The following is a 25700-nucleotide window of genomic DNA, read 5'->3' on the forward strand; positions in this document are numbered from 1 at the left end:
TTCTTATGTCTGTTTTTTCTTAGTCTTTTCTTACGCTTGTGTGTAGCGATCTTATGTCTTTTTCTTTTTTTACCGCAAGGCATAGTCTTATTAATTTATAGTGATACAATTATTATAAGCGGTCTAGATAACTTTGGATAGTCTCCAAGATCATGGTGTCTTGGGTCATTTCCTGAGTTTTCTCAAACTGAGCTTTTGCTTTATTTTTTTGATTGGCTTCGAAATAACTCACGCCTAGGTAAAATTGCCCCTGAAGATTCTCCGGATGATATTTGATCAATTCCTCGAACCGCTCAGTTGCTCTCTTATACTGCCCTGATTGCATGGACAAAATTCCCATATTGAATAAGGCCTCCTCATCCTGTGGGTCCTGCTCGAGAATTTCCCGAAGCATGGTGATTCCCTGCATAGGATTGGAAGATGACACATAGGTCATGGCAATTTTGGATTTCAAATCCGTGCGACTTGGATCGTTTTCCAAGACTTTATTCAAATAGTCCCGTGTCTGCTCTGCAAGGTAGGCTACTTTTTCTGGATCTAGTGCAAAGGTAAAGGCTTCATAATAGGTATTTCCTGTTTCCTCTGCGAGGCTAAGATCCTCGGAAGTCGCTGCTACTTTGCTCAAATAATAGGCGGCACTATCGTATTTAGACTTTTCCCTGTAAAGAGAAGCTAGAGACCGGGCTGCATCAGCATTAGGCTCTGAGTCCAAACTGATTTTTAATGCAGTTAGTTCTGCTTCTTTTTCAGGAGACAACTCAGCCTCATGCATAGCAGCTGGATCATTGGACTGCCCGGCAGATGCTGAGGGTTCAGCTCCGGAGACATCTGCCTGCCCATCATTATCCACCACAATCTTGGGAAGCGATGCCAATCCTATGATGGCCAAGATGCCGATGCCAATGAGAATGAGTTGTTTTTTTTTCATATCAAAATTGCCCTAGGATTAGTCCTGAGGAGCAAGTTCTTTGATTTTTTTACTGTTTTTGATTTTCTCGATAAACACTTTAGATGGCTTAAATGCCGGAATGTAGTGCTCATCGATTACGATTGCTGTATTTTTGGAGATGTTACGGGCAATCTTCTTCGCTCTTTTCTTGTTGATGAAGCTGCCAAATCCTCTGACGTAGATGTTTTCGCCCTCAGCCATGGACTCTTTTACAACCTTGAAAAAGGCCTCAACGGTCTGTGTTACATCATCCTTCTGGATTCCGGTCTTCTCCGAAATCTTGGTGATTACTTCTGCTTTTGTCACTGTGATTTTTATTTAGAAATTTTGAAATAAGCTTAACAACCTATTAACCAAGTGTTTTTGGGACTGCAAATGTACGAGAACCAACGCAATTAAAAAACATTTCCATAAAAATTCCCCAAATTTACTGAAAAGTTTTTATACCCCTATGTATTCAAAACCTGCTGATTATCAATTGTTTTCATCTAAAATCATTCGATGGTATGAGGCTAATCCCAGAGAGCTTCCTTGGAGAGGAATCTCCGATCCCTACAAAATCTGGCTTTCAGAAATCATCCTACAGCAGACGCGAGTTGCTCAAGGATTACCTTATTATTACAAATTTGTTAACGCCTTCCCATCGGTAAAGGATTTGGCTTTGGCCTCAGAGGAAGAAGTCCTTCGACTCTGGCAGGGCTTGGGCTACTACAGCAGGGCCAGAAATCTCCATGCCTGTGCCCAATATATATGGAGTGAACTAGAGGGGGAGTTTCCTCAGACGTACCTAGAACTCTTGAAGCTTAAAGGCGTGGGCTCTTATACGGCGGCTGCGATCTCAAGTTTTGCATTCGGGGAAGTTAGAGCAGTAGTAGACGGGAATGTTTTTAGGGTTTTGGCTAGGTATTTTGGTATCGAGACCGATATCGGCAGTGGCAGAGGAAAGAAAGAATTTGAAGAATTGGCTAATGAATTGATCCCAAAAGATCAACCGGGAGAGTTTAATCAAGCCATGATGGATTTTGGAGCGAGACTCTGTGTACCCAAAAATCCAGAATGTGATTCCTGCCCACTTCATGAGTCTTGCTTTGCATACAGCAAGAATATGGTCAAGGATCTCCCTGTAAAACTGAATAAAGTAAAGGTGAAGGATAGGCACATTCACTACTACCTCATCAGATGTGCAGATCAATGGGTCTGGAAGAAAAGAGTCAAAGGGGATATCTGGGAAGGACTCTTTGATTTTCCCCAGGTAGAATCGATCACAGCATCTGCTTCTGTGGAGCTTCAAATGCCCGCTATCGCTCAAGAAAAGAGGGAAATACCAAAAAAATACCGACACATTTTGTCGCATCAGCGACTCCATGCCGTTTTTTCTGAAGTGGAGGTGCCAAAAGAAAATCTCGGCATACTCCGAGAGTGGGCTGAAAAAGAGGGCTATCAACTCGTAGAGGAAGAACGGGTGGAATACTTGGCCAAACCAAAGTTGATCGTGAACTTTTTGAGGGATCAAGGCTTTTGATTAACTTCATCTCTCAATTACTTTTCATCAAAATTAAACATCAATGGCAGGAGTAAATAAGGTAATTCTTGTAGGTAATCTAGGGGCAGACCCAGAAGTGAAATACTTGGAAGGAGACAAAGTGGTTGCTAATCTTAGTTTGGCTACTACAGAGGCCTATAAAGACAGAAGTGGCAACAGGGTAGAGCAAACAGAATGGCACGACCTTGAGCTTTGGGATCAGCAGGCCAAAATCGCAGAGCAATACTTAAAAAAAGGTTCTCAAATCTATGTAGAAGGTAAGATCAAATCCGATAAATGGACGGATGAGAATGGTCAAAACCGCAAAAAGATAAAAATCCGTGTGCTCAGCTTTACCATGTTGGGAAGCCGTCCTGATTCTATGGGACAAGGTGGGGGTGGAATGAATCAGTCCAACAACTCATCTTCTAATGCTAAGTCTGCTCAAAACAGTCCTGCACCTCAATCCAATACTCCTGATCTAAGCCCTGCTTCGGGAGATGATGATGATTTGCCATTTTGATCAATTTCCCCTGATACGGATTCAGGGGAATTGTGTAATTTTGCACCGACCATCTCAAATAATTCATGGATGACCCATACCCGAGTTTGTACCTACTCGCGCAGATTAATGAGCCTTCTATGGGCTATCTGCTGATAAACGGACTTTTATTTGTGATTCTTTTGATCTGTTCGGCGCTGGTATCAGGCTCCGAGGTTGCATTTTTTTCCCTTAGTACGGAAGATTTGAATACACTGGATGAGGAAGATAGCCCTAAAGGAAATCAGGTGATTAGTCTTTTGGACTCGCCTAAAAGACTCCTCAGCACTATTTTGATTCTCAATAATCTGATCAATATTGCTATTGTCACCCTGACCACATTCGTGGCATGGAGTATTTTTGGAATGAATGCTACGGGGATTATCGTCATTATGGTGCAGACAGTAGGAGTTACTTTCGCTATTGTCTTTTTTGGAGAGATTGTTCCCAAGGTTTACGCGAATAAGGCAAGGGTAGAGTTTAGCCTGATTATGGCTCCGACGATGACTTTTTTTGCTACCGTATTGAAGCCTTTCTCACTTTTATTGATGGCGGTGAGTCACGTGATCGAGCGAAAAATCGAGCGTAGAGGCTATTCCCTGTCTGTGGATGAGCTTCACCGGGCATTGGATATTACTACAGAAGATACATCAAGCGAAGAAAAAGACATTCTCAGAGGAATAGTCAATTTTGGAACCTTGACCGTGAAGCAAGTCATGAGAAGCCGTATGGAAATCACCGCGGTGGATACTGAAATGGATTTCCATGAGTTGATGGACCGAATCAATAAAAGTGGCTATTCCCGGATACCGGTCTATGATGAAACCATTGACAATATTGAGGGAATTCTCTACATTAAAGATCTTTTGCCCTATATAGAAAGAGATGAAAATTTTGCTTGGAAAGACTTGATTCGTAAGAGCTTTTTTGTGCCTGAAAACAAGAAAGTGGACACACTATTAAAAGATTTCCAGCAAAAGCGTGTTCACATGGCCATCGTAGTAGATGAATATGGGGGGACCTCCGGTCTAGTGACCCTAGAGGATTTGATAGAGGAAATTATCGGAGAAATCAATGATGAATTTGATGATAAAGAGGAGTTTTTCTTCCAAGAAATAGATACTTCTACCTTCATTTTTGAGGGTAAAGTATCCCTGAATGATTTCTGTAAAAAGCTAGAATTGGATTCTAGTATTTTTGATGAGGTGAAGGGAGAGAGTGAGTCCCTTGGGGGATTGTTGCTGGAGTTGAATAGTAAGCTTCCAAAAAATGGAACAAAGATTAATTTCGAAGATTTTGAGTTTACTGTTTTGGCGGTGGATGCCCGTAAAATCAAAAAGGTCAAGGTGAGATTGATCTCAGAAGATAAAGATGGCACTGCTCCATTTACAGATTAGTACAGGACGATAATTTTTAGTAAAGAATCAAATTTAAAATATTATTTGGTTTTCGAAATCGGTTGCATGTTTACTCTCTGCTTTGATAGAAATTTTCAATGAAAAAAAATTAAATCGCAGTCTTATAATTTCTATAAAACCAAATTTTTTAATCCTGATGTATAAATTCAAAATTAAGGTTGATTTTAAACCCTAAATTTTCTGCGATAGAACAAATTTCATAAAACATGGTTTTATTTTGAGTGAGTTTTCATTTTGCTTAAAAATCAAAAAACGTTCATTTTTTCAAAAATTAATCATTAAAACAGCCTGTTCATTGCCTTAATTTTAACGATCGAAATTTTTTTTGTACTTTTTGAAAAATTTTGAACCTATTAAATCTAATAAATATATGCAAGAAGGCTTGTATCATTCGGAGTTTGAGCATGACTCCTGCGGGATTGGTTCGGTGGTCGATTTGACTGCCGTACCTTCTCACGAAACGATCAGTGACGCCTTATATATGCTCAGCAACATGGAGCACAGAGGGGGTAGAGGATCGGATCCTAAAACGGGTGATGGGGCAGGAATTTTGATTCAGGTACCTCATGAATTTTTAAAGGACATCACTGCTCGTACAGCGATTAGTCTTCCCGAAAAGGGGACTTATGGGGTAGGGATGACTTTTTTTCCTAAAAACAAGCAGCTTTTTAAAAAATCCAAAGCATTTCTCAATGAGATCTTAGAGGAGTTGGATTTCGAATTGATCGGATACCGACCGGTGCCTGTAGATGAGACTGTCCCGGGTTCGGGAGCACTGGAGGTGATGCCGATTATTGAGCAGCTATTTGTCAAGCATAAAAAAGGCCTGACAGGGATCGATTTAGAGCGGAAGCTGTACATCCTTAGAAACTATGCCACCTCAGTAATCAATGCGCAGGTGCCGGGTGTCAATCATTCCTTTTATTTTGCTTCTTTCTCTAGCCGAACCCTTATTTACAAAGGACAACTGAGAACAGATCAGGTTTTACCTTTTTACAAGGATCTTCAAAACAGCAAAATCGAATCTGCTTTTGCGATAGTTCACTCGAGGTTCTCTACCAATACTTTTCCAAACTGGCGCCTAGCACAGCCTTTTAGATTTCTATCTCATAATGGTGAAATCAACACCATCAGAGGAAACCTAAACAAGATGAAGTCTAAGGAAACGCTGATGAAGTCTAAGTTTTTCTCTGATGAGGAGCTAGAGCGTCTGATGCCTATCACCAACAAGCAAAATTCTGATTCTGCCAATCTGGATGCAATGGTAGAGCTACTCTCACTGAGCGGTAGAAGCTTGCCTCATGCCATGATGATGCTGGTGCCCGAAGCCTGGCAGGATAATGAAGTCATGGATCGGGAGAGAAAAGCTTTTTACAAGTTTCACGCCTCCTTAGTAGAGCCATGGGATGGTCCGGCAGCTTTGCTATTTACAGATGGGGAATCCGTAGGGGCTACCTTGGACCGAAATGGCTTGAGACCTCTGCGATATTTTATCACTAAGGATCGGCGCTTGATTTTATCTTCAGAGGCAGGAGCCTTGCCTATCCGTGAAGCGACCATAGTCGAAAAAGGAAGAATCAGTCCCGGAAGAATGCTTTGGGCCGATTTGAAGGCAGGACGGGTGCTCTTTGATGAAGAAGTCAAAAGCGAAACCTGTCGAAAGCAACCCTACGAGCAATGGGTCAATGAGCAAAGAATCAAATTGAGATTGGAGCCGGATCCGGAGAAGCTGAGTCATCCTTACTCCACAGAAAATATCAAGAAATGTCAGACGGTCTTTGGCTACACGTCTGAAGAACTCAAGGTAGTACTCGCCCCGATGGGGGAAAATGGCCAAGAAGCGATCGGTTCCATGGGAGCGGATACTCCTTTAGCGGTACTTTCCAAGCAAAGTCAGCACATTGCCAATTACTTCAAACAGCTTTTTGCTCAGGTAAGTAACCCGCCTATCGATCCTATTCGGGAGCGTATGGTCATGTCCCTGTTTACCCGAATCGGTGAGGGACATAATATTTTGGAAGAAAGTCCGCAGCATACCCGGCAGATTCATATTTCTCAGCCGGTACTTCTCAATGAAGCTTTGGAGAAAATCCAAAATATGGAAGGCCAAGGCTATAGAAGTAAAAAGCTCTTTGCGCATTTTGTGGCAGATCATCAGCCGGGAAGATTATTGGAGGCCCTGGACAGGTTGTGCAAGGAAGCCGAGGAAGCTATAGCAGAAAAGAAAAATATTTTAATTATTTCTGATCGGGGAAGTAATGAACAATTGGCTCCCATACCCTCGCTTTTGGCTATCGGAGCAGTACATCATCACTTGGTCAAGAAAAAAATCCGTACCAAAGCCGGTTTGGTTTTGGAATCAGGAGATATCCGAGAAACTCATCATTTTGCTACGGCAATAGGTTATGGGGCATCGGCAATCAACCCGTATTTGGCACTAGAGTCTCTCTTGGACTATTTTGAAAGAGGGATGTTTCCTCAAGTCAAAGATCAAAAGGCTCTCTTTGCGAACTATCAAAAAGCAATCGGTAAGGGGCTCCTCAAGGTTCTTTCCAAGATGGGAATATCAACCCTGCAGTCTTATCAAGGAGCACAGATTTTTGAAGCGATAGGATTGGGGCCTGAGGTCATCGACCGTTGTTTCAAAGGGACAATCTCCAGAATCAGTGGGGTGTCCTTTGATGAATTGGCAGAGGAGGTCATGATACGTCACCGTGCAGCTTATGAGACAAGTAGCCCTCTATTGGAGACTGGTGGAGTTTATCAGTGGAAGCGCAGAGGGGAAAAACACTTATTCAATCCTGAGACGATTCATTTGCTACAAAAGTCAACACGACTAAATGATTTTGGGCTCTATAAAAGGTTTGCTCAAAGGATCAATGAGCAAAGCAAGGATGCGCTTACTTTGAGGGGGCTGTTTGAATTCAAAAAACGAATTTCCATTCCCCTAGATGAGGTAGAGCCCGCTGAAAAAATTATGCGCAGGTTTGCAACCGGGGCGATGTCATTTGGTTCGATTTCCCATGAGGCCCATACGACTTTGGCCATTGCGATGAATCGTATCGGAGCCAAAAGTAATTCAGGAGAAGGCGGAGAGGATGAAATTCGATTCCAACGAAAAGAAAATGGAGATTGGGAGCGATCGGCGATCAAGCAGGTGGCCTCCGGTCGGTTTGGGGTTACGAGTAATTACCTCACCAATGCAGCCGAACTTCAAATCAAAATGGCACAAGGTGCCAAGCCTGGCGAGGGAGGACAGCTTCCTGGGCATAAAGTGGACGATTGGATCGGTAGAGTACGGCATTCCACTCCCGGAGTAGGTCTGATTTCCCCGCCTCCCCATCATGATATCTATTCGATTGAGGATTTGGCTCAGTTGATATATGATCTTAAAAATGCCAATCGCAAAGCTAGGATCAATGTTAAATTGGTTTCTCAAGCTGGAGTGGGTACGGTAGCTGCCGGTGTGGCTAAAGCCATGGCAGATGTGATTTTGATATCCGGTGCTGATGGGGGTACAGGAGCTTCGCCTCTTTCCTCTATCCGACATGCAGGTTTGCCTTGGGAGCTAGGGCTTTCCGAAGCGCATCAAACTTTAGTGAAAAATAATCTCAGAAGCCGAGTAGTCTTGCAGACTGATGGACAGCTTCGTACTGGAAGAGATTTGGCGATTGCTACATTATTGGGAGCTGAGGAGTGGGGGATTTCCACAGCGGCTCTGGTCGTGGAGGGATGTATTATGATGCGAAAGTGTCACTTGAATACCTGTCCTGTCGGCATCGCCACTCAAAATCCCGAACTACGCAAGCTTTTTACAGGAGATGCGGATCATGTGGTTAATTACTTCAAATTTTTGGTGGAGGATCTTAGGGAAATCATGGCTTCGCTAGGCTTCCGAACTGTGGATGAAATGGTAGGGCAGAGCAATGTGCTACAATCCACAGGACATCTCAATCACTGGAAGTGGGATAAGGTAGATCTTTCTCCTATTTTCCATAAGGTCGAAGTTCCAGATCATGTAGGAATCCATAAGCAAATCGATCAAGAATGGGACCTGAAAGAGGTATTGGATAGACAGTTGATTCAGGCAGCCCTTCCTGCATTAGAACAGGCGATCGAAGTCAGCGGTAATTTTCAAATCAAAAATACAGATCGGGCAGTTGGAGCCATGCTTTCTAATGAGATTTCAAAAATCTATGGAAGTGTAGGCTTACCTGATGATACGATTCGCTTTAAGTTCAATGGCTCTGCCGGCCAAACCTTTGGTGGTTTTTTGACTAAGGGGCTCAGTTTTGAATTGGAAGGTGAGGCGAATGATTACTTCGGAAAAGGACTATCAGGGGGCAGATTGACAGTATACCCAAGTAGAAATGCCAAGTTTAAGCCAGAAGAAAATATCATTATTGGAAATGTGGCCTTTTATGGCGCCACATCGGGTGAAGCCTATATCAACGGTAAAGGCGGGGAGCGTTTTTGTGTGAGAAACTCTGGAGTGAAGACCGTTATTGAAGGGATCGGAGATCACGGCTGTGAGTACATGACCGGAGGAATTGTCATCAATCTGGGTGAGATCGGGAGAAATTTTGCAGCTGGAATGAGTGGTGGAATTGCCTATATTCTCAATGACTACATCACCGAGGTCAATCCTGAATTGGTAGATATCGATCCGCTGAGCGAAGAAGATTATCAGCTGATTCAGAGCTATTTGAAACGACATATTGAATTGACAGGTAGTGCCCTTGGGCAGCAGTTTCTGGAAGATTGGGATAAATTCAGTCAGAAATTTATCAAGGTAATCCCTAGAGATTTCAAAGCAGTATTAGAGAAAAGAGCAGCAGAACAAACAAAATCATTGGCCTAAGATGGGAGCGAAAGAAGGATTTATACAATTTAAGAGAGAGACACCTGTGACAAGAGATCCACAGGAGCGTGTGGGAGATTATAAGGAGATCTATCAGCCATTTGGAGAAGAAAAACTCAATCATCAGGCCGCCCGCTGCATGGACTGTGGGATTCCCTTTTGTCATCAAGGTTGTCCACTTGGGAATGTGATCCCTGATTTCAATGATGCCGTGTACCAAAAAGATTGGTCTGAGGCCATTCGGATATTGAAGAGCACTAATAATTTCCCGGAATTTACTGGACGAATCTGTCCTGCCCCTTGTGAGGCTTCCTGTGTTTTGGGTATCAACAAGGATCCGGTAGCAATCGAATTGATCGAGAAATCGATAGCTGAAAAGGCCTATGAACTGGGATTGATTCAGCCTAATCCTCCTAAGAAGAGAACAGCTAAGCATATAGCTGTGATCGGTTCTGGACCGGCAGGTTTGGCAGCGGCAGATCAGCTCAATCAAGCAGGGCATGAAGTGACTGTCTTCGAGAAGGACGCCAAGCCCGGAGGTTTACTTCGCTATGGTATCCCCGATTTTAAACTGGAGAAATGGGTGATCGATCGACGGATAGAGCTGATGAAACAAGAGGGAGTGATCTTTACTTGTGGGACAGATGTAGGTTTTAATATCAAAGCCGAAAATATTCTCAGAAATTTTGATGCGGTAGTAATCGCGACCGGTGCGCAGCAGCCCCGTGAGTTGAAAATCAAGGGAGCGGAGCTGAAGGGAGTTCATTTTGCGATGGATTTTCTGGGAAGGCAAAATCAAGTAATCGGTGGAGAGTTGGATGAAAATCCCATATCCGCTAAAGGAAAGCATGTACTAGTCATAGGCGGTGGAGATACGGGAAGTGATTGTATAGGTACATCCAATCGACACGGTGCCGTTTCGGTGACTCAGCTGGAGCTTCTACCAAAGCCTCCCCAACAAAGAACCAATCTGAACCCTTGGCCGGAGTGGCCCATGACCTTGAAGACTTCAAGTTCTCATGAGGAAGGTGCTGAGCGTATTTTCTCAATTTTGACCAAGGAGTTTATTGGTAACGAACAAGGGGAAGTGACAGGACTCAAGCTGGTAGATATCGAGTGGGTAGAGAAAGACGGAAAAATGGCTTTTGAGGAAGTGCAAGGCACAGAGCGGATTTTACCTTGTGATTTGGCCTTTTTAGCAATAGGTTATACTGGACCTGCACAAAATGGACTTTTGGATGCCTTTGGAGTGCAAACTATGGAAAATACGTTGCCTAAGTCTAAAAATTACCAAAGCAGTAACTCCAAGGTGTTCTTAGCTGGAGACATGAGAAGAGGTCAATCTTTAGTAGTTTGGGCCATCTCCGAAGGTAGAGAAGCTGCCGTGAGAGTAGATGAATATCTGATGGGATCTTCCGCCTTGCCACAAAAAGACGAGTCCTTTTACCAAGTAGAAGATCATATTGCAGGAGTAGATTAATATTTTTTGGCCAAAAGATGATCGATACCCTGCAATTGAGCCGTCCCTTTTGGGGCGGCTTTTTTGCATGAGTTTAGTTTTAACTCGTAGTGTGAACCAAAACCCTAATTGAATCTCATCCACCGTGGAGGATAAAACCAAAACTTTAGGATCCTATAATCTCAAGTTAAAAGCATCATCAGGGCGATGTTATCCTTCATTCGCTTAATGCTGGATTTTTATGCATCTTGATCCTTTAAAACTTAACCTTTTATTACCACTTAGATAGAAAAGTAAGAGGCCTTCTTATTATGAAAGGCCTCTTTAGAGGTGTTGTTAAGAAATTTTCAAAGGCAACTCATACACCCGATTGCCAGTCAATTTATAAACCGCATTGCATAATGCGGGAATAAATGGTGGGACAGGCGGTTCGCCTACTCCCGTTGGTTTTTCTTGACTGTCGATGATATGAACGTGAATCTTCTTGGGAGATTGAGGCATTCGGATGATTTGATAACTATCAAAATTATCCTGTTGGACCTGCCCATTTTCAAACGTAATCTTAGAAGTAAGTGCCAAGCTTGTGGCAAATTGTGCCCCTCCTTCGAATTGAGAACGGATTCTATCCTTATTTACAGGAACTCCACAGTCTACTGCGTAGTGAACGCTTGGAATCACAAGGTTGCCGTTGGCATCTTTTTCTACCTCAACGACGCAAGCGACATAGGTGAGAAAGCTTTTGTGTGCGGCAAAACCTACAGCTTTTCCTTGAGCCAGGCTTTCCTTCCATCCAGACTCTTTGACAACGAGCTGGATCACGTTTTTTAGTCTTCCTGTATTCCATGGAAATTTTTCCAAGGGCTCGCCATAGTTTCCAAAATCACCCTTGATTTCATCCCCAAAATCCAGATTTTTATCCTCACCGAGGAGTTCTAAGAGCATTTCGCTTGGATCTTGCCCTTTAGTCTCGGCGATTTCGTCTAGGATGGAGTTAGTAGCAAAAGAATGGTGAATGTTACTAACCGATCTTAGCCAGCCAATGCGTGTATGTGCTTTGGACTCATGGGTTTCGATTCGAATGTGGGGTACTTCAAATGGGAAATCAATACATCCCAACCCCAATTCACCATCAGAGGGGTGTAGTTCATCCGGGTTACCTGTAGCCCCAATGGCCGGGAAAACGGTGTGATGGTTCCACCCGATGAGTTTTCCGGATGAGTCCAGAGTTGCTTTGATTCGCTGTGCACTCAGAGAGTGGTAAAAATCGTGATGTAGATCATCGTCTCGGGTCCACTGAACTCGAACTGGAGCATTGGCTGCTTTAGAAAGTAAGGCTGCTTCTACCACAAAGTCGGGTTTAGATTTTCTCCCAAAACCTCCACCTAAAAGGGTTACATTGACTTTAACTTTTTCCAATGGCATATTCAACTCCCGTGCTAGGGCTTCTCTTGCCCACATGGGGTGTTGGGTTGGTGCCCAAACTCACAAAATTCCGCAGTCCAATGAGCAATTGCCGCCGGTGGCTCCAAGGTCGCATGTGCATAAAAAGGTGCTAAATAAGTTCGCTCAATCACTTGGGATGCCTGATTAAGACTTTGCTTGAAGTTTCCTTTTTCTCTCCTGACTTTACCGTCTTTCAGGGTACTTTGGAGCATTTCCTGATGTTGTTTTTCAGATTGGTAATCGGCATTTGGGCCTAAATCCCAATTGATTTCAAGCGCATCTCTTCCTTTGATGGCAGCCCAGGTGTGATCAGCTATTACTGCTAAGCCTTCGATGGGACTATCCAACCCAGTAGGGATTCCCTTTCCCGAGATTTTGGCTACTTGGCTAACTCCTTGGATTGCTAAGGTCTTGCTATCATCGTAATCTTTGATGACTGCACCGATCACAGGACTTCGTTGCACGATTGCTACTTTCATATCCGGTAGGGTGACATCCGCGCCAAAAACAGCTTTTCCCGTAGATATATCTCTCAAATCATAAATGGGTACCCCGTCTCCTATCAGTTTATAATCGCTGATTTCCTTCAGTTGGACAGTTTCAGCATCAGGGACTGGCAGCTGCTGAGCCTCCTCTGCCAACTCTCCAAATGCAATGCTTTTTCCGCCAGAGTGAATGACACTTGAGTTTTCTGTTCGACATTCAGCAGCATCCACTCCCCATTTTTTGGCTGCTACAGCGATCAGAGCCTGTCTTGCAGTAGCTCCAGCTTTTCTCATAGGGTCAAAAAACATTCGCACCGAGTAAGATCCGTCTGTGTTTTGATCACCATATTTATCAAAGTCAGCTTCGGCTTGAATGATTTTGACCTTTTGCCAGTCAGCGCCTAGTTCGTCGGCGACGATCATGGGAAGTGTGGTGCGAATACCCGTCCCCATTTCTGATCGATGAGCTATGATAGTCACCTGATTTTCGGAATCAATCATCAAGTAAGCAATAGGAGCAAAAGTTACTAGTTCTCCTTTGGGCCCACTACATTGGAAACTGATCCCCAATAAAAATCCTCCTGCAGTCAAGGAGCTGATCTTGAGAAACTCCCGCCTCGAAGGGATGAATACTTTACTTTTATTTTCGGGGTCTTTTTTTCGGAATAGTTTGATATTTGGAAGCATGGCTTTCTAAGTTAGAGTTTTAGGGAGGCAGTTTGAATGGCTTCTTTGATGCGGTTGTAGGTACCACATCTGCATAGGTTTCCGGCCATAGCGGATTCGATTTCTTCTTCGCTAGGCTTAGGGTTGCGATCCAAAAGTGCTACCGCGCTCATGATTTGACCAGTTTGACAATAGCCGCATTGGGGTACAATGTGCTGAATCCAAGCTTCTTGTACAGGATGGTCTCCATTTTCGGAAATCCCCTCGATGGTAGTGATTTTGGCATCTCCAACTTCTGACATCAAGAGCCCACAGGATCGGATGGCGATGCCATCCAATAGTACAGTGCAGGCTCCGCAAAGCCCTTGCCCACATCCAAATTTGGTGCCTTTGAGAGCTAAAAGATCTCTTAAAACCCAAAGTAAAGGCATATCCTCCTGAGCAGAGACAGATTGGGTTTTACCATTAATGTTGAGTGAATATTCGGTCATAGTAGAGGTGTTTTAAAAAGGAATTCTTTAACGATAGGGGTTAAATTGAATTAAACCAAGATCAAGATAAGTAGAATATGCTGGAAAATGATCTTTTGATAGGATCCTACACTCACCAACTATTTTATCGAATTGAATTGTACTTTTCTTCTTTTGAAAAGTGAAGGGAAAAAATGGTGGGCTTTTGATGCGGGTTGGGGGTTTTTGATAAAAAAAACCACCCGTCTCCAGGTGGTTTTGAGTTGGTTTAGTTATTTCCTCCCCCTCTTCGTTTTCGGAATTCTTCTCTATCCTGTATCATTCCTCCACGGGGGCCTTTGCCTGTTCGGCTTTCTTTGATTTCTACCCATTTTTTTCTTTGTTCCTCAGTGAGTACCTGGTTGATAGCTTCATCCTGATTTTTGGCTTGGTCTTTTCGGGCCTCCATTTTAGCCTTTCGTTCTGCCATTTGAGCTTCTCTTTGCTGTGCATTCTCGAGATTGATGGCTAAAATTTTTGCTTTTTGCTCCTCGCTCAACCCAAGCTGCTCGGCCATTCTTTCGGTTATCATTTTTGCCCTTTGTTCAGGGTCAGGTCTATCTTGTCCTCTTTTTTGCTGTGCTATACTACTTACGCTGATCATAAGGAGTAATCCTGTGGCAATCATCCAGTTTTTCATGTTGTTTTTGGTTTAAGTTCTGATGCTTAGACCCTAAAATGCTTCATGCGTTTAATCCTGAATTCTTAATAAACCTTAAATCTTTCTTTGGGCCTACTTTTGTTCCATGAGCTCCTTTCGCTCAGACTCTTTGATGTACTTAGGCTTGATGAGCAGGCGAAGACTGGGGTCGAAGCTGAGGTAATTCCAAGACCAATCGAGAAAGATCAACAGCTTATTTTTTACTCCCAAAATCGCCATCAAGTGAACAAATAACCAAGTGATCCAAGCTAGGATGCCCTGAAATTTGACAAATGGCAGATCGACTACGGCAAGCTTTCTACCTACTGTGGCCATTGATCCCAAGTCTTTGTACTTGAAAGCTTTCAGCGGTTTTCCCGATTCTATTCTCGGGAGATTTTTTCCCAGGTTTGTGGCTTGTTGAAGCGCTACCTGAGCGACTTGAGGATGACCATTGGGGTATTGATCTCCTTGCATCAAGCTGATGTCACCCAAAGCGAAAATATTTTCAGTTCCTTTAATCTGCGAATAATCATCCACCAATAGACGTCCGTTTTTGGCATAGCAAGAAGGATCCAAGCCTTGAATTTTGTTGGGCTTGATTCCAGCTGCCCAAAGGAGGGTTTGGGTATCTATCGTTTCCCTGTCCTTGAGGTAGACCTTTTGCCCATCGTAATTCTCTACCATGGTTTTCAATAAAACCTCTACCCCCAGTTTCTGCAGGTATTTTAAGGCATGAGATTTTGCTTCCTCGGACATGGAGCCTAGGAGACTGGGGCCAGCCTCTATCAGGACTACTTTCATGTTTTTGAAACTCAGCTCAGGATAGTCCTTGGGTAGGACATTATTTCGCAATTCGGCCATCGCACCTGCGAGCTCCACCCCCGTCGGCCCACCTCCGACTATGACTACATTCATCAGTGACCTTCTATTTTCCAATTCCGGAATATTGATGGCTTTTTCATAATTGGAGATCACTTTGTTTCTAATGTAGAGTGCCTCAGAGACCGTCTTCATGGGAGATGAAAAATGGGCTATGGATTCGGAACCAAAGTAATTGGTGTCTGCGCCCATGGCAAGGATTAGGTAGTCATAAACTAGGTATCCGGCATCTGTATGGACGATTCGGTCGGCCTCGTTGATGGATTGGACCTCGCACATTCGGAAGATGACGTTTTTTGAATGGTGAAAAATTTTCCGAAGGGGAAAACTAATCGCACTCGGTTCCAAGCCTGCCGTAGCTACCTGATAAAAAAGTGGCTGAAATTGGTGATAGTTATTCTTATCGAGTAGAATGACCTGAAACCGCTGCTTATTTAGCATTCTGGCAAGTTTAAGGCCTGCGAAGCCAGCACCAATGATGATTACCTTGGGATGGGGGGATTTTGGAATATTGGGTAGGGGATTCAAAGCAAAAGGAGACATAGAAAAGTTTTTCTTTCTTTTTACGAATCTCAGGTCATTATGGATGTTATTTTTCTTTCTTCTTTAGCTTACAGTAAAAATCTCCAGGCCACTCAATCCCAAAAGATTTCTTATTTTTACCACCCTAAATCAAGCAAATCCATGGGAAGAGCATTTGAATTCAGAAAAGAACGAAAATTCAAAAGGTGGGACAAAATGTCCAAAGTCTTTACCAAACTAGGTAAAGAAATCGTGATGGCAGTAAAAGCAGGTGGACCTGATCCTACGTCCAACCCAAGACTGAGAACTCTCATTCAGAATGCCAAGGGTGCACAAATGCCCAAGGATAGGATAGAGGCAGCGATCAAAAGAGCTTCTAATAAAGACGAAAAGGACTACGAAGAACTTGTATACGAAGGCTATGGTCCTTTCGGTATTGCAGTGCTCGTGGAGACTTCTACAGATAATATCAACCGAACTGTCGCAAACGTAAGATCCTATTTCACCAAAGCGGGAGGATCTTTAGGGACTTCCGGTTCGGTCAGTTTTATGTTTGATCACAAAGCGGTGTTCCGCTTCACCAAACTCGAAAATCACGATTTGGAAGAGTTAGAGTTGGAATTGATAGATTTTGGCCTGACCGATATCGATGAGAATGAGGGTGAAATTTTTGTGTACACGGAGTTTGAAGACTTCGGTATGATGCAAAAAGCACTTGAGGAAAAGGGTATCGAAGTGATATCTGCCGACTTCCAGCGGTTTCCGACTACCTTGACAGAGCTCACCGAAGAGCAAGAGGAGATTATCAACAAGATGATCGAAAAAATGGAAGAAGACGATGACGTAAATAATGTATATACCAATATGGCCTAAGCACTGCTTAGGCTTTTTTTTATGAACTACCCCAAAAGACAAAATTTCCAACCGACAGAAAAGCCACTGGTTATAGTCGGAAGTAAAAACCCAGTAAAAATTTACAGCACGGAAGATGCATTTACACTAGCTTTTAACCAAGGCTTCCATATCAATGGAGTAAATACCTATTCTCAGGTTTCTGATCAGCCCATGGGTGATGCAGAGACTCTTCTCGGAGCAAAAAATAGAGCCCTTGGAGCCAGTAAGATATTTCCCGAGGGGGATTACTGGGTAGGAATAGAAGGAGGCCTCGATACTGATGAGCAGGGCATGTTTGCCTTTGCCTGGATTTATATTTTAGATAAAGCTGGAAAAGTCGGACAAGCCAAAACAGGGACATTTTATGTGCCTAATGCCATCGCCGAATTAGTCAAATCAGGAATGGAGCTAGGACATGCAGACGATCAGTTTTTTCAGGAGGAAAATTCCAAACAAGGCGGAGGTTCTGTTGGGATTTTGACCAAGGGAAAGTTGGATAGGAGAACTTACTATTCGCAGGCAGTTTTACTTGCTTTGATCCCTTTTTTGAATAAAAATATCTTTTGAAAGACTATTCATCCTCAAAAATTTCGAAAAAGATCAAAATTCTTAAGAAAAAAATGGGAATAGTTGGATTTTTAAAAATAAATCTGCTCTTTAGTTATAGGAATTTCATATTTATAAATATGTCGTTCAAAGACAGTAAAAGTTGCTATAATCACCCTAAGTTTAATTAGCGACTAAGCCTCCCTCCTGTAGGGAGGCTTATCATTTTTGGAGGTTTTGTAAAAAATTCCTAAAAGCCACTCTCCAATCTGGATCAGCATCCCATTCAGGACCTATGTAGAGTTCGTCTCTTACGATCAATTTAATGTAATATTTGACCACAGTTTGGTTTTCCGTTTCCGGGTTGGACTCTAAGCCCATGCTTTTTTTCAGATCAGATTCTCTTCCCTCCACTCTAACGAGCAAAAATTGAATTCTATCTCGAATCAGCTCCTGATTTGGACGGGCTTCTGTCAGCCATGCCACCTCATAAGGGTAGATTTGATCTATGATTTGCTGGATTTGAGATTTTTGAGCTTCTTGTTCGGCAAGGATCGCTTCGGGGGATTTTCCATAGAGATCGTACCTAAAGTAACTTACAGCACCTGTTTGAGCACTTGATCCTTCGATAGGTATACCCAATTTGAATACATCAAGATTGAGCGGATTTCTAGCTAAAAACCTTGAGGGGTCATTTGGGGTGGAGCTGTTTGTAGGGGTTTCGATACCAGGAAACTCAGGTACATCGATGACAAGGAGATTCTTAGTCTTTTGATTTTGGCCTATCATGGCAAATTCTTTTTTTGCTTCCTCCAAGTCCTTTCCGCTTGTCCCGTACAAAGCAGTGGTAGCGATCAGCTTTCCATCGCCACTAAAATCACCCGTATGGATACTGGCTTGATTTCTTTGTCTAGTGACTAAAATGATGTTTTTGATCAGTCGTTGTTCAAAGCCTCTTGCATAAGCATTTTGAACTTCTTCAGAAAGGGCCACCTGCTCGATTTCATAATAGGCGACAGGATCAGCACCTGCCTCTACAAGGGCTTGATGGACGGAATCGGCGACAGTTTTCCAATCCATCACCGGTCTGGCGGAGGGATCTGCAGAAATCAAAACCACAGACTTGCCATCGAAAAAAGAATCGGGAAGGTTTCCTTGACCTACAGTGGGCAAGGATAGCATGATAAAACTGATCCAAAAGAAATATTTCATGGAAATAGTGAAAGGTGGGGGCTTAAGGTTGTATTTTCACAGCATTAAATAACGTAATTTTCGATTGTACATGCACACTTATCGACAAGTTCTACTACTCGTACTTAGTTTTTTTTCTTTGAATCAGGCATTTGCACAGGAGCTCAGTGAACGAAGCCTCATCAAAAGTATGGTTTTTCTCTCTGCTGATAAGCTAGAAGGGAGGAGAACTGGTGAAAAGGGAAACATGGAGGCGCGAGAGTTTATACTCAATCATTTTCAGAAATTGAACCTAGACTCTCATTATACTGATTATTTGCAGCCTTTTTCGTTCAAAAGTCGAAGAGGGGAGAAAGAATACGAAGGAGTGAACGTGGTTGCTTTTATTCCCGGTACGGAGAGCAAAAAATTAATTGTAGTCACTGCCCATTATGACCATGTGGGTATAGGTAGGAAAAATGCTGAAGGGGATTCTATTTACAATGGTGCGGATGATAATGCCTCCGGTACAGCTGCACTATTAGAAATGGCCACTTTTTTTTCTAATAATCCACCGAAGCACGGGATAATTTTCGCTGCACTAGATGCAGAGGAGTTGGGGCTACAGGGGGCTCGAGCCCTCGTCAGGGATTTTCCTTTTCCGCTAGAGCAGGTTTTACTCAATGTGAATATGGACATGATTTCAAGAAACGAAAAAGGAGAGCTCTATGTATCAGGGACACATTATAACCCTGGCCTGAAGACTATTTTAGAGGAGCTTGCCGTAGATTCTTTTCCCAAACTTAAGTTCGGTCATGATATACCGGGCACAGGGGCAGATGATTGGACAAGATCCTCAGATCATGCGGCTTTTTTCGAAAAGCAAATCCCACATCTTTATTTCGGCGTGGAGGATCATGAGGATTACCATAAGCCAAGCGATGAGTATAAAAATATTGATCAGAAATTCTTTGTGTCAGCGGCAGAATTGATCTTGAAGTGCATTCTCCAGCTTGATGAAGACTTAGAAAAAGAGTGAGTTATTCTTTTCACATTCCAAAGGCAATTTTTTACTTTGTATTTCAACTAATTCTCCAAAAAATTTTGGCCAAAAACGACCTCATTACCAGACTTTTGATCTGGCGTCTCCGGCACATGAGTAATCAAAGTTTTATTTTGATCCTCAGTGGCATTATAGGTGTGCTTTCTGGTTTGGCGGCAGTTCTACTCAAAGAGGTGGTTCATTTTATTCAGCTTTTCTTGACTGAGGGCTTTTATGTGGAGTATGCAAATTTCATGTACATCATTTATCCCATAGTTGGGATATCTGCCGCTTATCTTTTGGGGAAATATGTCTTTAAAGATGTAGGAGGGCATGGGATTCCTGATGTGCTTTTTAATATCTCCAAGATGCAAAGCATTATTCCGAGGGTGAAGACCTACAGCCGGATTTTCACCTCAGCCCTTACGGTAGGTTTCGGGGGCTCAGTAGGATTGGAAGCGCCCATGTTGGTGACCGGATCGGCTATTGGTTCTAATATGGGGCTATTGATGCATCTAAATGCCAAGAAAAGAACCCTTTTGATCGGATGTGGAGCTGCAGGAGCTATATCAGCGATCTTTGGAGCACCTATCGGTGCGGTGATTTTTGCCATTGAAGTCATTCTGATGGAAATCAGTACCGCGAGTTTCATTCCCTTATTAATCGCATCAGTAATGGGTTCATTGACTTCTATGCTGCTTATAGGGGAAGAGGCCACTTTTAATTTTAACTTACAGGATCAGTTTATTGCAGCTCACATGCCCTACTACCTGCTTTTGGGGATGGTTTGTGGTGTGGTCTCGCTTTATTTTAGCCGTGCTGTGCTACGTACAGAGAAGATCATGGAGGGCTTAGAAAGTCAGATGATCCGAATACTCTATGGCGGGGCTTTTTTAGGGTTCATGCTGTTTTTCTTTCCGCCCATCTATGGAGAAGGTTACGATACGCTTAATATGCTGATCGATGGAAATGCCAATCAGATTCTTGAGAAAAGTCCTTTCTTTTCTGCGATAGAGAATCCATACCTCATCTTGATTTTTTTGGGGATGATAATTTTGCTTAAACCTATCGCTTCAGCCCTGACGCTTTCGGCAGGGGGATCGGGGGGTATTTTTGCTCCCTCGCTTTATGTGGGAGGGATACTTGGGTTTTTGTTTGCTTACAGCAAAAATCTCTTTGGGTTTCATATTCCTTTACCCCTGGCCCACTTTACGTTGGTGGCGATGTGTGGAGTGATGGCCGGTGTACAGCATGCGCCACTTTCAGCTATATTCTTAATCGCTGAAATCACCGGTGGCTATGAGCTCTTTGTGCCTCTGATGTTTGTCTCGGCGATATCGTATATCACTACCACTTACTATCAGAAGGACAGTATCTATGTCAAGCAACTTAAAGATAAGGGACGGCAACTACCCGAAAGCAAGGATCAGGAGCTGCTGGATATGATTGATATCTCGCATGTGATTGAACGGGATTTGCTTCCGATCCATCCGGATGCTTACCTCAAAGATTTGATCGATTTAGTGAAAATCTCTAAAAGAAATATATTTCCGGTAGTAGACGAAAACAAAGAACTCAGAGGTATCATCACCCTGGATGATATCAGGGATATCATGTTTGACAGCGAAAAACAATCGACTCAGCGAATAGGAAGCTTGATGCACAGTCCTCCAGAAATCCTATTATCTACAGAAAACATGCAAAAAGCAATGGATAAGTTCGAAAAGTCCGGAGCGTGGAACTTGCCTGTGGTCGATGACGGGGTCTATTTGGGATTTGTGTCAAAGTCTAGAATCTTCAATTCTTACCGTAAGAGATTGATCAGACAAAAGCAGGATTAATGGCGATTTAGAATAAAATTTGGATTTTGAATTTATCCACGCTTTTGCTTTTGAAAAGTGCTAAAAAACTCAAGTTAGCCTCGATTATCCACAAATTTGGTAATTTTTATTATCGTATAAATATCTGTAAAATAGAGCTTTATACTATCTATGTGGAAAAGTGTGGATAAATTATTGAATTTGTGGATAAAAAATTCTTGCTTTTTTTATTCCTCAAATACTGTTTCTGAGGGGCTATTTTTAACTGAATGTTAACTCAAGTTTATCAAGAGGTAACCCCATGTATGCGACTTGATCAGCGGGACAAAGCAAATAAAATTTTGAATTATTTTCTTTGCTCAATGAATTCTTAAGTGCTGCTGTGAAAATTGTTTCAGATTTATCTGACTTTTTTCAAAAAAGTACAATTCCCCTTGAAATAGTCAAATATCAGATCCCGAATTCAATAGGTTTGAGGTTGTTCATTTGCCTCAGAATCCAAGCCTGTCTTCCCAGAATATAAGGTGTAGGTCGTTTTGGATTCCATCTCCTCGGATTGGGCAAAACTGCCGCAATCATTGCAGCTTCACTCCGGTTTAATTTTGCTGCAGGTTTTTGATAATAGTGTTGGGCTGCGGCCTCTATCCCATAGATGCCTTCACCCATTTCGATGACATTGAGGTAGACCTCCATGATTCGTTCTTTGCTCCACAGGAGCTCGACCAAAACCGTAAAATAGGCTTCCAGGCCTTTTCGGATGTAACTTCGGTTTGGCCAAAGAAATACATTCTTGACGGTCTGCTGGGTAATCGTACTCGCGCCTTTGATATTTTTGCCTTTTTTATTCCCCTCCCAAGCCTTTTTCATGGATTCAATATCAAAGCCATGATGCTCCAAAAATTTTTGATCCTCGGCGGCATAGACTGCCTGTGAGGCATTTTTTGAAATTTTATCTAGAGAAACCCAATCTTTATGAAGCTTGACTTCTTTTTCCTTGTCAAAACTTTGCTCCGCCAATCGAATGACCATCAAAGGGGTAATCGGAATGGGCACAAAGCGATAGATTATGACAAGACCTATAGAAACGATGAAAAACCAAAGGATCACCTTTAGGAAGATTTTTCCTATCCATCGGAAGAGTTTCATTGCTTTCGGACTGCTTTTGCTTGTACAAATTGGTAAAAAAATACCGCATTCCTCTCGGTTTTGAGTTGATCGAGATCTTTTTCCATTTGATTAAGATCCAAGTCAGAAATCAAGCCAATCTCTTTCATACCTTCTGCGGCACTTTTCATCAGGGATTTCCAATAGTCACACATCAGGGCCAAGGGCTGTGGCTGGGATTGATCGAGATGGAAGCCGCCATGGTGTAGTTTTATTTCGATGAATCCGGCTTGATGCAGTAGATTGCCCAGTTGCAGTCCGACATCGGGGTGTCCTCCATTTTGTCTTTGGTACTCATTAAAGGCTTCATAATAATCTGCCAGGCCTTGAAATTCTGGAAAAAAATGGAAGCTTGAATTGAATACCTCCGTCAGATAAATTACTCCCCCCGGATTCAAATGAGAAAAAGCTCCCTTTAGCACCTTTAGGGGTTGAGAAAGATGCTCTAGCACCCAGCAAATGAATGCCGAGTCGAAGGTTTTGTCCAAGCTAAGCTGCTGAGCATCCTGCTGTACGAAGGTTATCTTTCTATCAAAAAAGGAAGCCAAGTTAGTTTTGGCTTTTTCAATTTGGCTGGCCTCGATTTCTACGCAAGTCAGCTCTAGCTCCGGATAGAGCTCCAGGAGGAGTTTGCTTTGTGCGCCTACCCCCGAACCGATTTCCAGCAGGTTTTTGGATTGGGAAAAGTCTATCCAGGGGTAAATCAGCGAAGCCAATGTCCCTGCCTGACTCAGTAATCGCTCCTGTTCTTCGGAGATGTAGCCATGGATATAGTTAGGCATTTTAGTAAATGAAAATTAATCTTCGAAAGTATCTAATTTTATTCTGATTCCGCTTATAGGTCAATGTACTCTTTCAAATCTTCCGATAATCTCACCGAAGGCTAGTATTCAAAACTTCAAGCTTGTATTTAAGGACTAAAATTCCCTAATTCGTCTTTACAACAAACATAATTTTTGATGAGTCAGGTAATCATCCGTAGTTTCGAAGATTTTGAGAAGTACAACGGACAAGAATTAGGCACTTCCGAATACTTTAAAATCACCCAGGGTCAGATTAATCTTTTTGCAGATGCGACTCACGATCATCAGTGGATTCACACGGACCCTGAGCGAGCTAAAAACGAAGGAGCCTTTGGCAATACCATCGCACATGGATACCTGACATTAAGTATTGTGCCCTACCTCTGGGAGCAGATCGTCAAAGTGGAAAATCTCAAAATGATGATCAATTACGGGATTGAGTCTTTTCGATTTGCTCAAGCAGTTACTGTTGATAGTGAGGTCAGATTGGTTGCCAAACTTAAAAATGTCGCCAATCTCCGTGGGACTGTCAAAGCTGAGGTGGAGGTGAAGCTGGAGATCAAAGATCAGCGAAAGGCGGCATTTACGGGAGTGCTGGTTTTCCTATACCATTTCTTACCCGCCGAATCAGGAAGCTAGTAGGTCATTGATTACCGTAGCTGCACAGGAACAGCCAAAAGCAGCTGGCAAAAATGACATGGTTCCGTAAGCTGATTTTTTGAAATTGGAGCCATCGGTCATCATTAGGCTTTCCTTGATTACTTGCTCTGTAGAAAATACAGCCTTGAAACCCGAATAGATTTTTCGGCTTTTCAGTCGCTTTCGGAGCATTCTCGCCAGCTTGCATTCGTAGGTTTCGGAAATATCCACGACTTTGATTTTGGTGGGATCTACTTTTCCACCTGCTCCCATTGAGCTGACTAGAGGAAACTTCCGACGATAAGCTGCCTCGATCAGATGAAGCTTGGGAGAAAAGCTATCAATGCAATCCACCACGTAGTCAAATTCATTTTCTTGCAAAAGCTGTGTCATGGCACCTGGGTCCAAAAATTCTCGAATGGTATGGATTTTTAGCCCTGGATTGATTGACAAAAGACGCTCTTCCATCCATTCGGATTTGGATTGACCCACATTTTTTTGGGTGGCGGGAAGTTGCCGGTTGACATTACTGATATCGACGGTATCTCCATCGATGATGGTCATTTCGCCGATACCTGATCGACAGATAAATTCTGCTGCAAATGAACCCACACCTCCGAGTCCGACGACCAACACGTGTTTTTGGGATAGTTTTTCTAATCCAGCTCTTCCGGTAATGAGCTCTGTTCGACTAAGCCAGGCAAATTCACTCATGGCAATTTTCTACTTGATATTCGGTTCCAGTTCTCTCGGGTCAATGCCCCAAGCTCCTCCATGGGAAGCCGCAAAATTAAGGAAGCCGAATTATAAATTTCACTGATGTCCAGATTAGAATCGTCAGTTTCCAAAAAAATCCGATCCCTTGGGCAGCGTTCAAGCCATTTGGAGGCATTGGAGCCGGGCCGAAGCAGATGGGCGCCAAAGGAAAAGTAAACCGGAAAAGCCAGTAATTCCTCCGCTAGGTGGGGTTTCAGATTCCAGCCATGCCAGATGATCTGAGGAGTTTTTTGTGCTTTTTTCAAATATTCCAAAAGTAAATCATGCCCTTTGACACAGTGCAGAATCAGAGGGATTGCTAGCTCAACCGCTGTTTTTGCCTGCGCTTCAAAAGCCGCTTTTTGGATGGAAATATCTGGGCCATGCAATCGATCAAAGCCAGTTTCACCTATGGCTATGCAATTTGGTTTTTTTATAAAATGACCTAGATTTTCCCATTTTTCTTCCCACTTGTCATATAAATGCCAAGGATGGAGACCAATAGAAAAATATGACTGAGAATTCAGGGTATCAAAATTCTGCTCAGCATTAAAAATACTCTTTGATCCTTTTGGGTGATGGGTGTGCGTATCAAAAAGGTTCATTTTGAAATGAAGAATTTAATGAACTAATTTAAGTTAAAATAAAATCTTATGGCTCTAGATGATTTATAGTGGGTAACTGGAAACTGATTTAGGGAAAGTATCTATTTTAGTTTCATGAACAGCAATCAGATTTTTGAGATGGCCCTAGGTCTAGAGAAGCCATGGCATGTAAAGGAGATAATAATGACAAAGCCTGAGGCTGGGCACCACGGCCAGATCGATATATATCTTGACTTCGAGAAGGGTTTTAAATTCCCGAACGGGAAGACCCATGATACGGTCGAAAGGACCTGGCAGCATCTCAATTTTTTCCAACATAAATGTTTCCTTCATGCACGGGTTCCCAGAGTACAAACAGCTGATG

General features: G+C 42.8%; 23 protein-coding genes. 11 read left to right on the forward strand and 12 right to left on the reverse strand.

Translation table 11 applies throughout. The features are described 5' to 3' along the window. Positions 1-112: 112 nt before the first annotated feature. Complete coding sequence (locus BLQ57_RS15140; RefSeq protein WP_087940394.1) at positions 113-928, reverse strand: tetratricopeptide repeat protein; 816 nt, start codon at positions 926-928, stop codon at positions 113-115. Between the two features lie 18 nt (positions 929-946). Next, complete coding sequence (locus BLQ57_RS15145) at positions 947-1255, reverse strand: HU family DNA-binding protein (RefSeq protein ID WP_087940393.1); 309 nt, start codon at positions 1253-1255, stop codon at positions 947-949. A gap of 145 nt (positions 1256-1400) precedes the next feature. Between BLQ57_RS15145 and mutY the strand changes: the two genes are divergently transcribed. The 5 genes from mutY (at position 1401) to BLQ57_RS15170 (ending at position 10771) form a co-directional block, all read left to right on the forward strand. Further along, positions 1401-2471: an A/G-specific adenine glycosylase gene (gene mutY / locus BLQ57_RS15150; RefSeq protein WP_087940392.1), complete on the forward strand. Its 1071-nt coding sequence runs from the start codon at positions 1401-1403 to the stop codon at positions 2469-2471. 43 nt (positions 2472-2514) lie between these two features. After that, entirely contained in the window at positions 2515-2994 is a 480-nt protein-coding gene (locus BLQ57_RS15155) for a single-stranded DNA-binding protein (protein ID WP_087940391.1), read from the forward strand. A gap of 65 nt (positions 2995-3059) precedes the next feature. Beyond that, the gene (gldE, locus tag BLQ57_RS15160) at positions 3060-4409 is read left to right on the forward strand and encodes a gliding motility-associated protein GldE (RefSeq protein ID WP_087940390.1); all 1350 of its coding nucleotides are present in this window, start codon (positions 3060-3062) and stop codon (positions 4407-4409) included. A 391-nt stretch (positions 4410-4800) separates the two neighbouring features. Continuing rightward, a complete protein-coding gene (gene gltB / locus BLQ57_RS15165; protein ID WP_087940389.1) occupies positions 4801-9291 on the forward strand; it encodes a glutamate synthase large subunit in 4491 nt (1496 codons plus the stop codon). Position 9292: 1 nt separating this feature from the next. Continuing rightward, positions 9293-10771, forward strand: coding sequence for a glutamate synthase subunit beta (locus tag BLQ57_RS15170; protein WP_087940388.1), 1479 nt, complete (start codon positions 9293-9295; stop codon positions 10769-10771). Positions 10772-11086: 315 nt separating this feature from the next. Here BLQ57_RS15170 and BLQ57_RS21485 read toward each other — a convergent pair whose 3' ends face one another. From BLQ57_RS21485 to BLQ57_RS15190, 5 genes are all read right to left on the reverse strand, one after another. Continuing rightward, positions 11087-12208 carry a xanthine dehydrogenase family protein molybdopterin-binding subunit gene (locus BLQ57_RS21485; protein ID WP_240507838.1) on the reverse strand — a complete coding sequence of 374 codons (1122 nt, stop codon included), beginning with the start codon at positions 12206-12208 and terminating at the stop codon, positions 11087-11089. Continuing rightward, entirely contained in the window at positions 12187-13365 is a 1179-nt protein-coding gene (locus BLQ57_RS21490) for a molybdopterin cofactor-binding domain-containing protein (protein WP_240507837.1), read from the reverse strand. The genes BLQ57_RS21485 and BLQ57_RS21490 overlap by 22 nt, the downstream gene beginning before the upstream one ends. An 11-nt stretch (positions 13366-13376) precedes the next feature. Then, positions 13377-13835 (reverse strand): (2Fe-2S)-binding protein, encoded by a 459-nt coding sequence (locus BLQ57_RS15180; RefSeq protein WP_087940387.1) that lies wholly within the window; start codon positions 13833-13835, stop codon positions 13377-13379. 247 nt (positions 13836-14082) lie between these two features. Beyond that, positions 14083-14493 (reverse strand): DUF4890 domain-containing protein, encoded by a 411-nt coding sequence (locus BLQ57_RS15185; RefSeq protein ID WP_087940386.1) that lies wholly within the window; start codon positions 14491-14493, stop codon positions 14083-14085. A 93-nt stretch (positions 14494-14586) separates the two neighbouring features. After that, a complete protein-coding gene (locus BLQ57_RS15190) occupies positions 14587-15918 on the reverse strand; it encodes an NAD(P)/FAD-dependent oxidoreductase (protein WP_087940385.1) in 1332 nt (443 codons plus the stop codon). 141 nt (positions 15919-16059) lie between these two features. On the opposite strand from BLQ57_RS15190, the gene BLQ57_RS15195 reads away from it, so the two are divergent. Together BLQ57_RS15195 and yjjX are read left to right on the forward strand one after the other, a co-directional pair. Beyond that, positions 16060-16770, forward strand: coding sequence for a YebC/PmpR family DNA-binding transcriptional regulator (locus tag BLQ57_RS15195; protein WP_087940420.1), 711 nt, complete (start codon positions 16060-16062; stop codon positions 16768-16770). A gap of 21 nt (positions 16771-16791) precedes the next feature. After that, complete coding sequence (gene yjjX, locus BLQ57_RS15200) at positions 16792-17358, forward strand: inosine/xanthosine triphosphatase (RefSeq protein ID WP_087940384.1); 567 nt, start codon at positions 16792-16794, stop codon at positions 17356-17358. Positions 17359-17559: 201 nt separating this feature from the next. Here the strand turns inward: yjjX and BLQ57_RS15205 are convergent, their stop codons facing one another. Next, a complete protein-coding gene (locus tag BLQ57_RS15205) occupies positions 17560-18549 on the reverse strand; it encodes an NTPase (RefSeq protein WP_087940383.1) in 990 nt (329 codons plus the stop codon). Positions 18550-18619: 70 nt separating this feature from the next. On the opposite strand from BLQ57_RS15205, the gene BLQ57_RS15210 reads away from it, so the two are divergent. Further along, positions 18620-19546 carry a M28 family peptidase gene (locus BLQ57_RS15210; RefSeq protein WP_087940382.1) on the forward strand — a complete coding sequence of 309 codons (927 nt, stop codon included), beginning with the start codon at positions 18620-18622 and terminating at the stop codon, positions 19544-19546. A gap of 116 nt (positions 19547-19662) precedes the next feature. Next, on the forward strand, positions 19663-21390 hold the full coding sequence (locus tag BLQ57_RS15215) for a chloride channel protein (RefSeq protein WP_394331274.1): 1728 nt from the start codon (positions 19663-19665) through the stop codon (positions 21388-21390). Between the two features lie 429 nt (positions 21391-21819). On the opposite strand, the gene mtgA is transcribed toward BLQ57_RS15215, so the two are convergent. Both mtgA and BLQ57_RS15225 read right to left on the reverse strand, forming a co-directional pair. Further along, entirely contained in the window at positions 21820-22515 is a 696-nt protein-coding gene (mtgA, locus tag BLQ57_RS15220; protein WP_087940381.1) for a monofunctional biosynthetic peptidoglycan transglycosylase, read from the reverse strand. After that, complete coding sequence (locus BLQ57_RS15225) at positions 22512-23315, reverse strand: class I SAM-dependent methyltransferase (RefSeq protein ID WP_087940380.1); 804 nt, start codon at positions 23313-23315, stop codon at positions 22512-22514. Before BLQ57_RS15225 ends, mtgA begins: the two co-directional genes overlap by 4 nt. Positions 23316-23492: 177 nt before the next feature. Here BLQ57_RS15225 and BLQ57_RS15230 point away from each other — a divergent pair, with 177 nt between their 5' ends. Beyond that, a complete protein-coding gene (locus BLQ57_RS15230; protein WP_087940379.1) occupies positions 23493-23975 on the forward strand; it encodes a MaoC family dehydratase in 483 nt (160 codons plus the stop codon). Here the strand turns inward: BLQ57_RS15230 and BLQ57_RS15235 are convergent. Next, positions 23964-24689, reverse strand: coding sequence for a tRNA threonylcarbamoyladenosine dehydratase (locus BLQ57_RS15235; RefSeq protein ID WP_087940378.1), 726 nt, complete (start codon positions 24687-24689; stop codon positions 23964-23966). The genes BLQ57_RS15230 and BLQ57_RS15235 overlap by 12 nt on opposite strands. Continuing rightward, a complete protein-coding gene (locus BLQ57_RS15240) occupies positions 24686-25336 on the reverse strand; it encodes a TatD family hydrolase (RefSeq protein WP_087940377.1) in 651 nt (216 codons plus the stop codon). Before BLQ57_RS15240 ends, BLQ57_RS15235 begins: the two co-directional genes overlap by 4 nt. 183 nt (positions 25337-25519) lie before the next feature. Between BLQ57_RS15240 and BLQ57_RS15245 the strand changes: the two genes are divergently transcribed. After that, a partial coding sequence (locus BLQ57_RS15245) for a transposase family protein (protein WP_244887420.1) occupies positions 25520-25700 on the forward strand: 181 nt, incomplete at its 3' end.

The sequence above is a fragment of the Algoriphagus faecimaris genome (genome assembly GCF_900101705.1).
Taxonomy (GTDB): Bacteria; Bacteroidota; Bacteroidia; order Cytophagales; family Cyclobacteriaceae; genus Algoriphagus; species Algoriphagus faecimaris.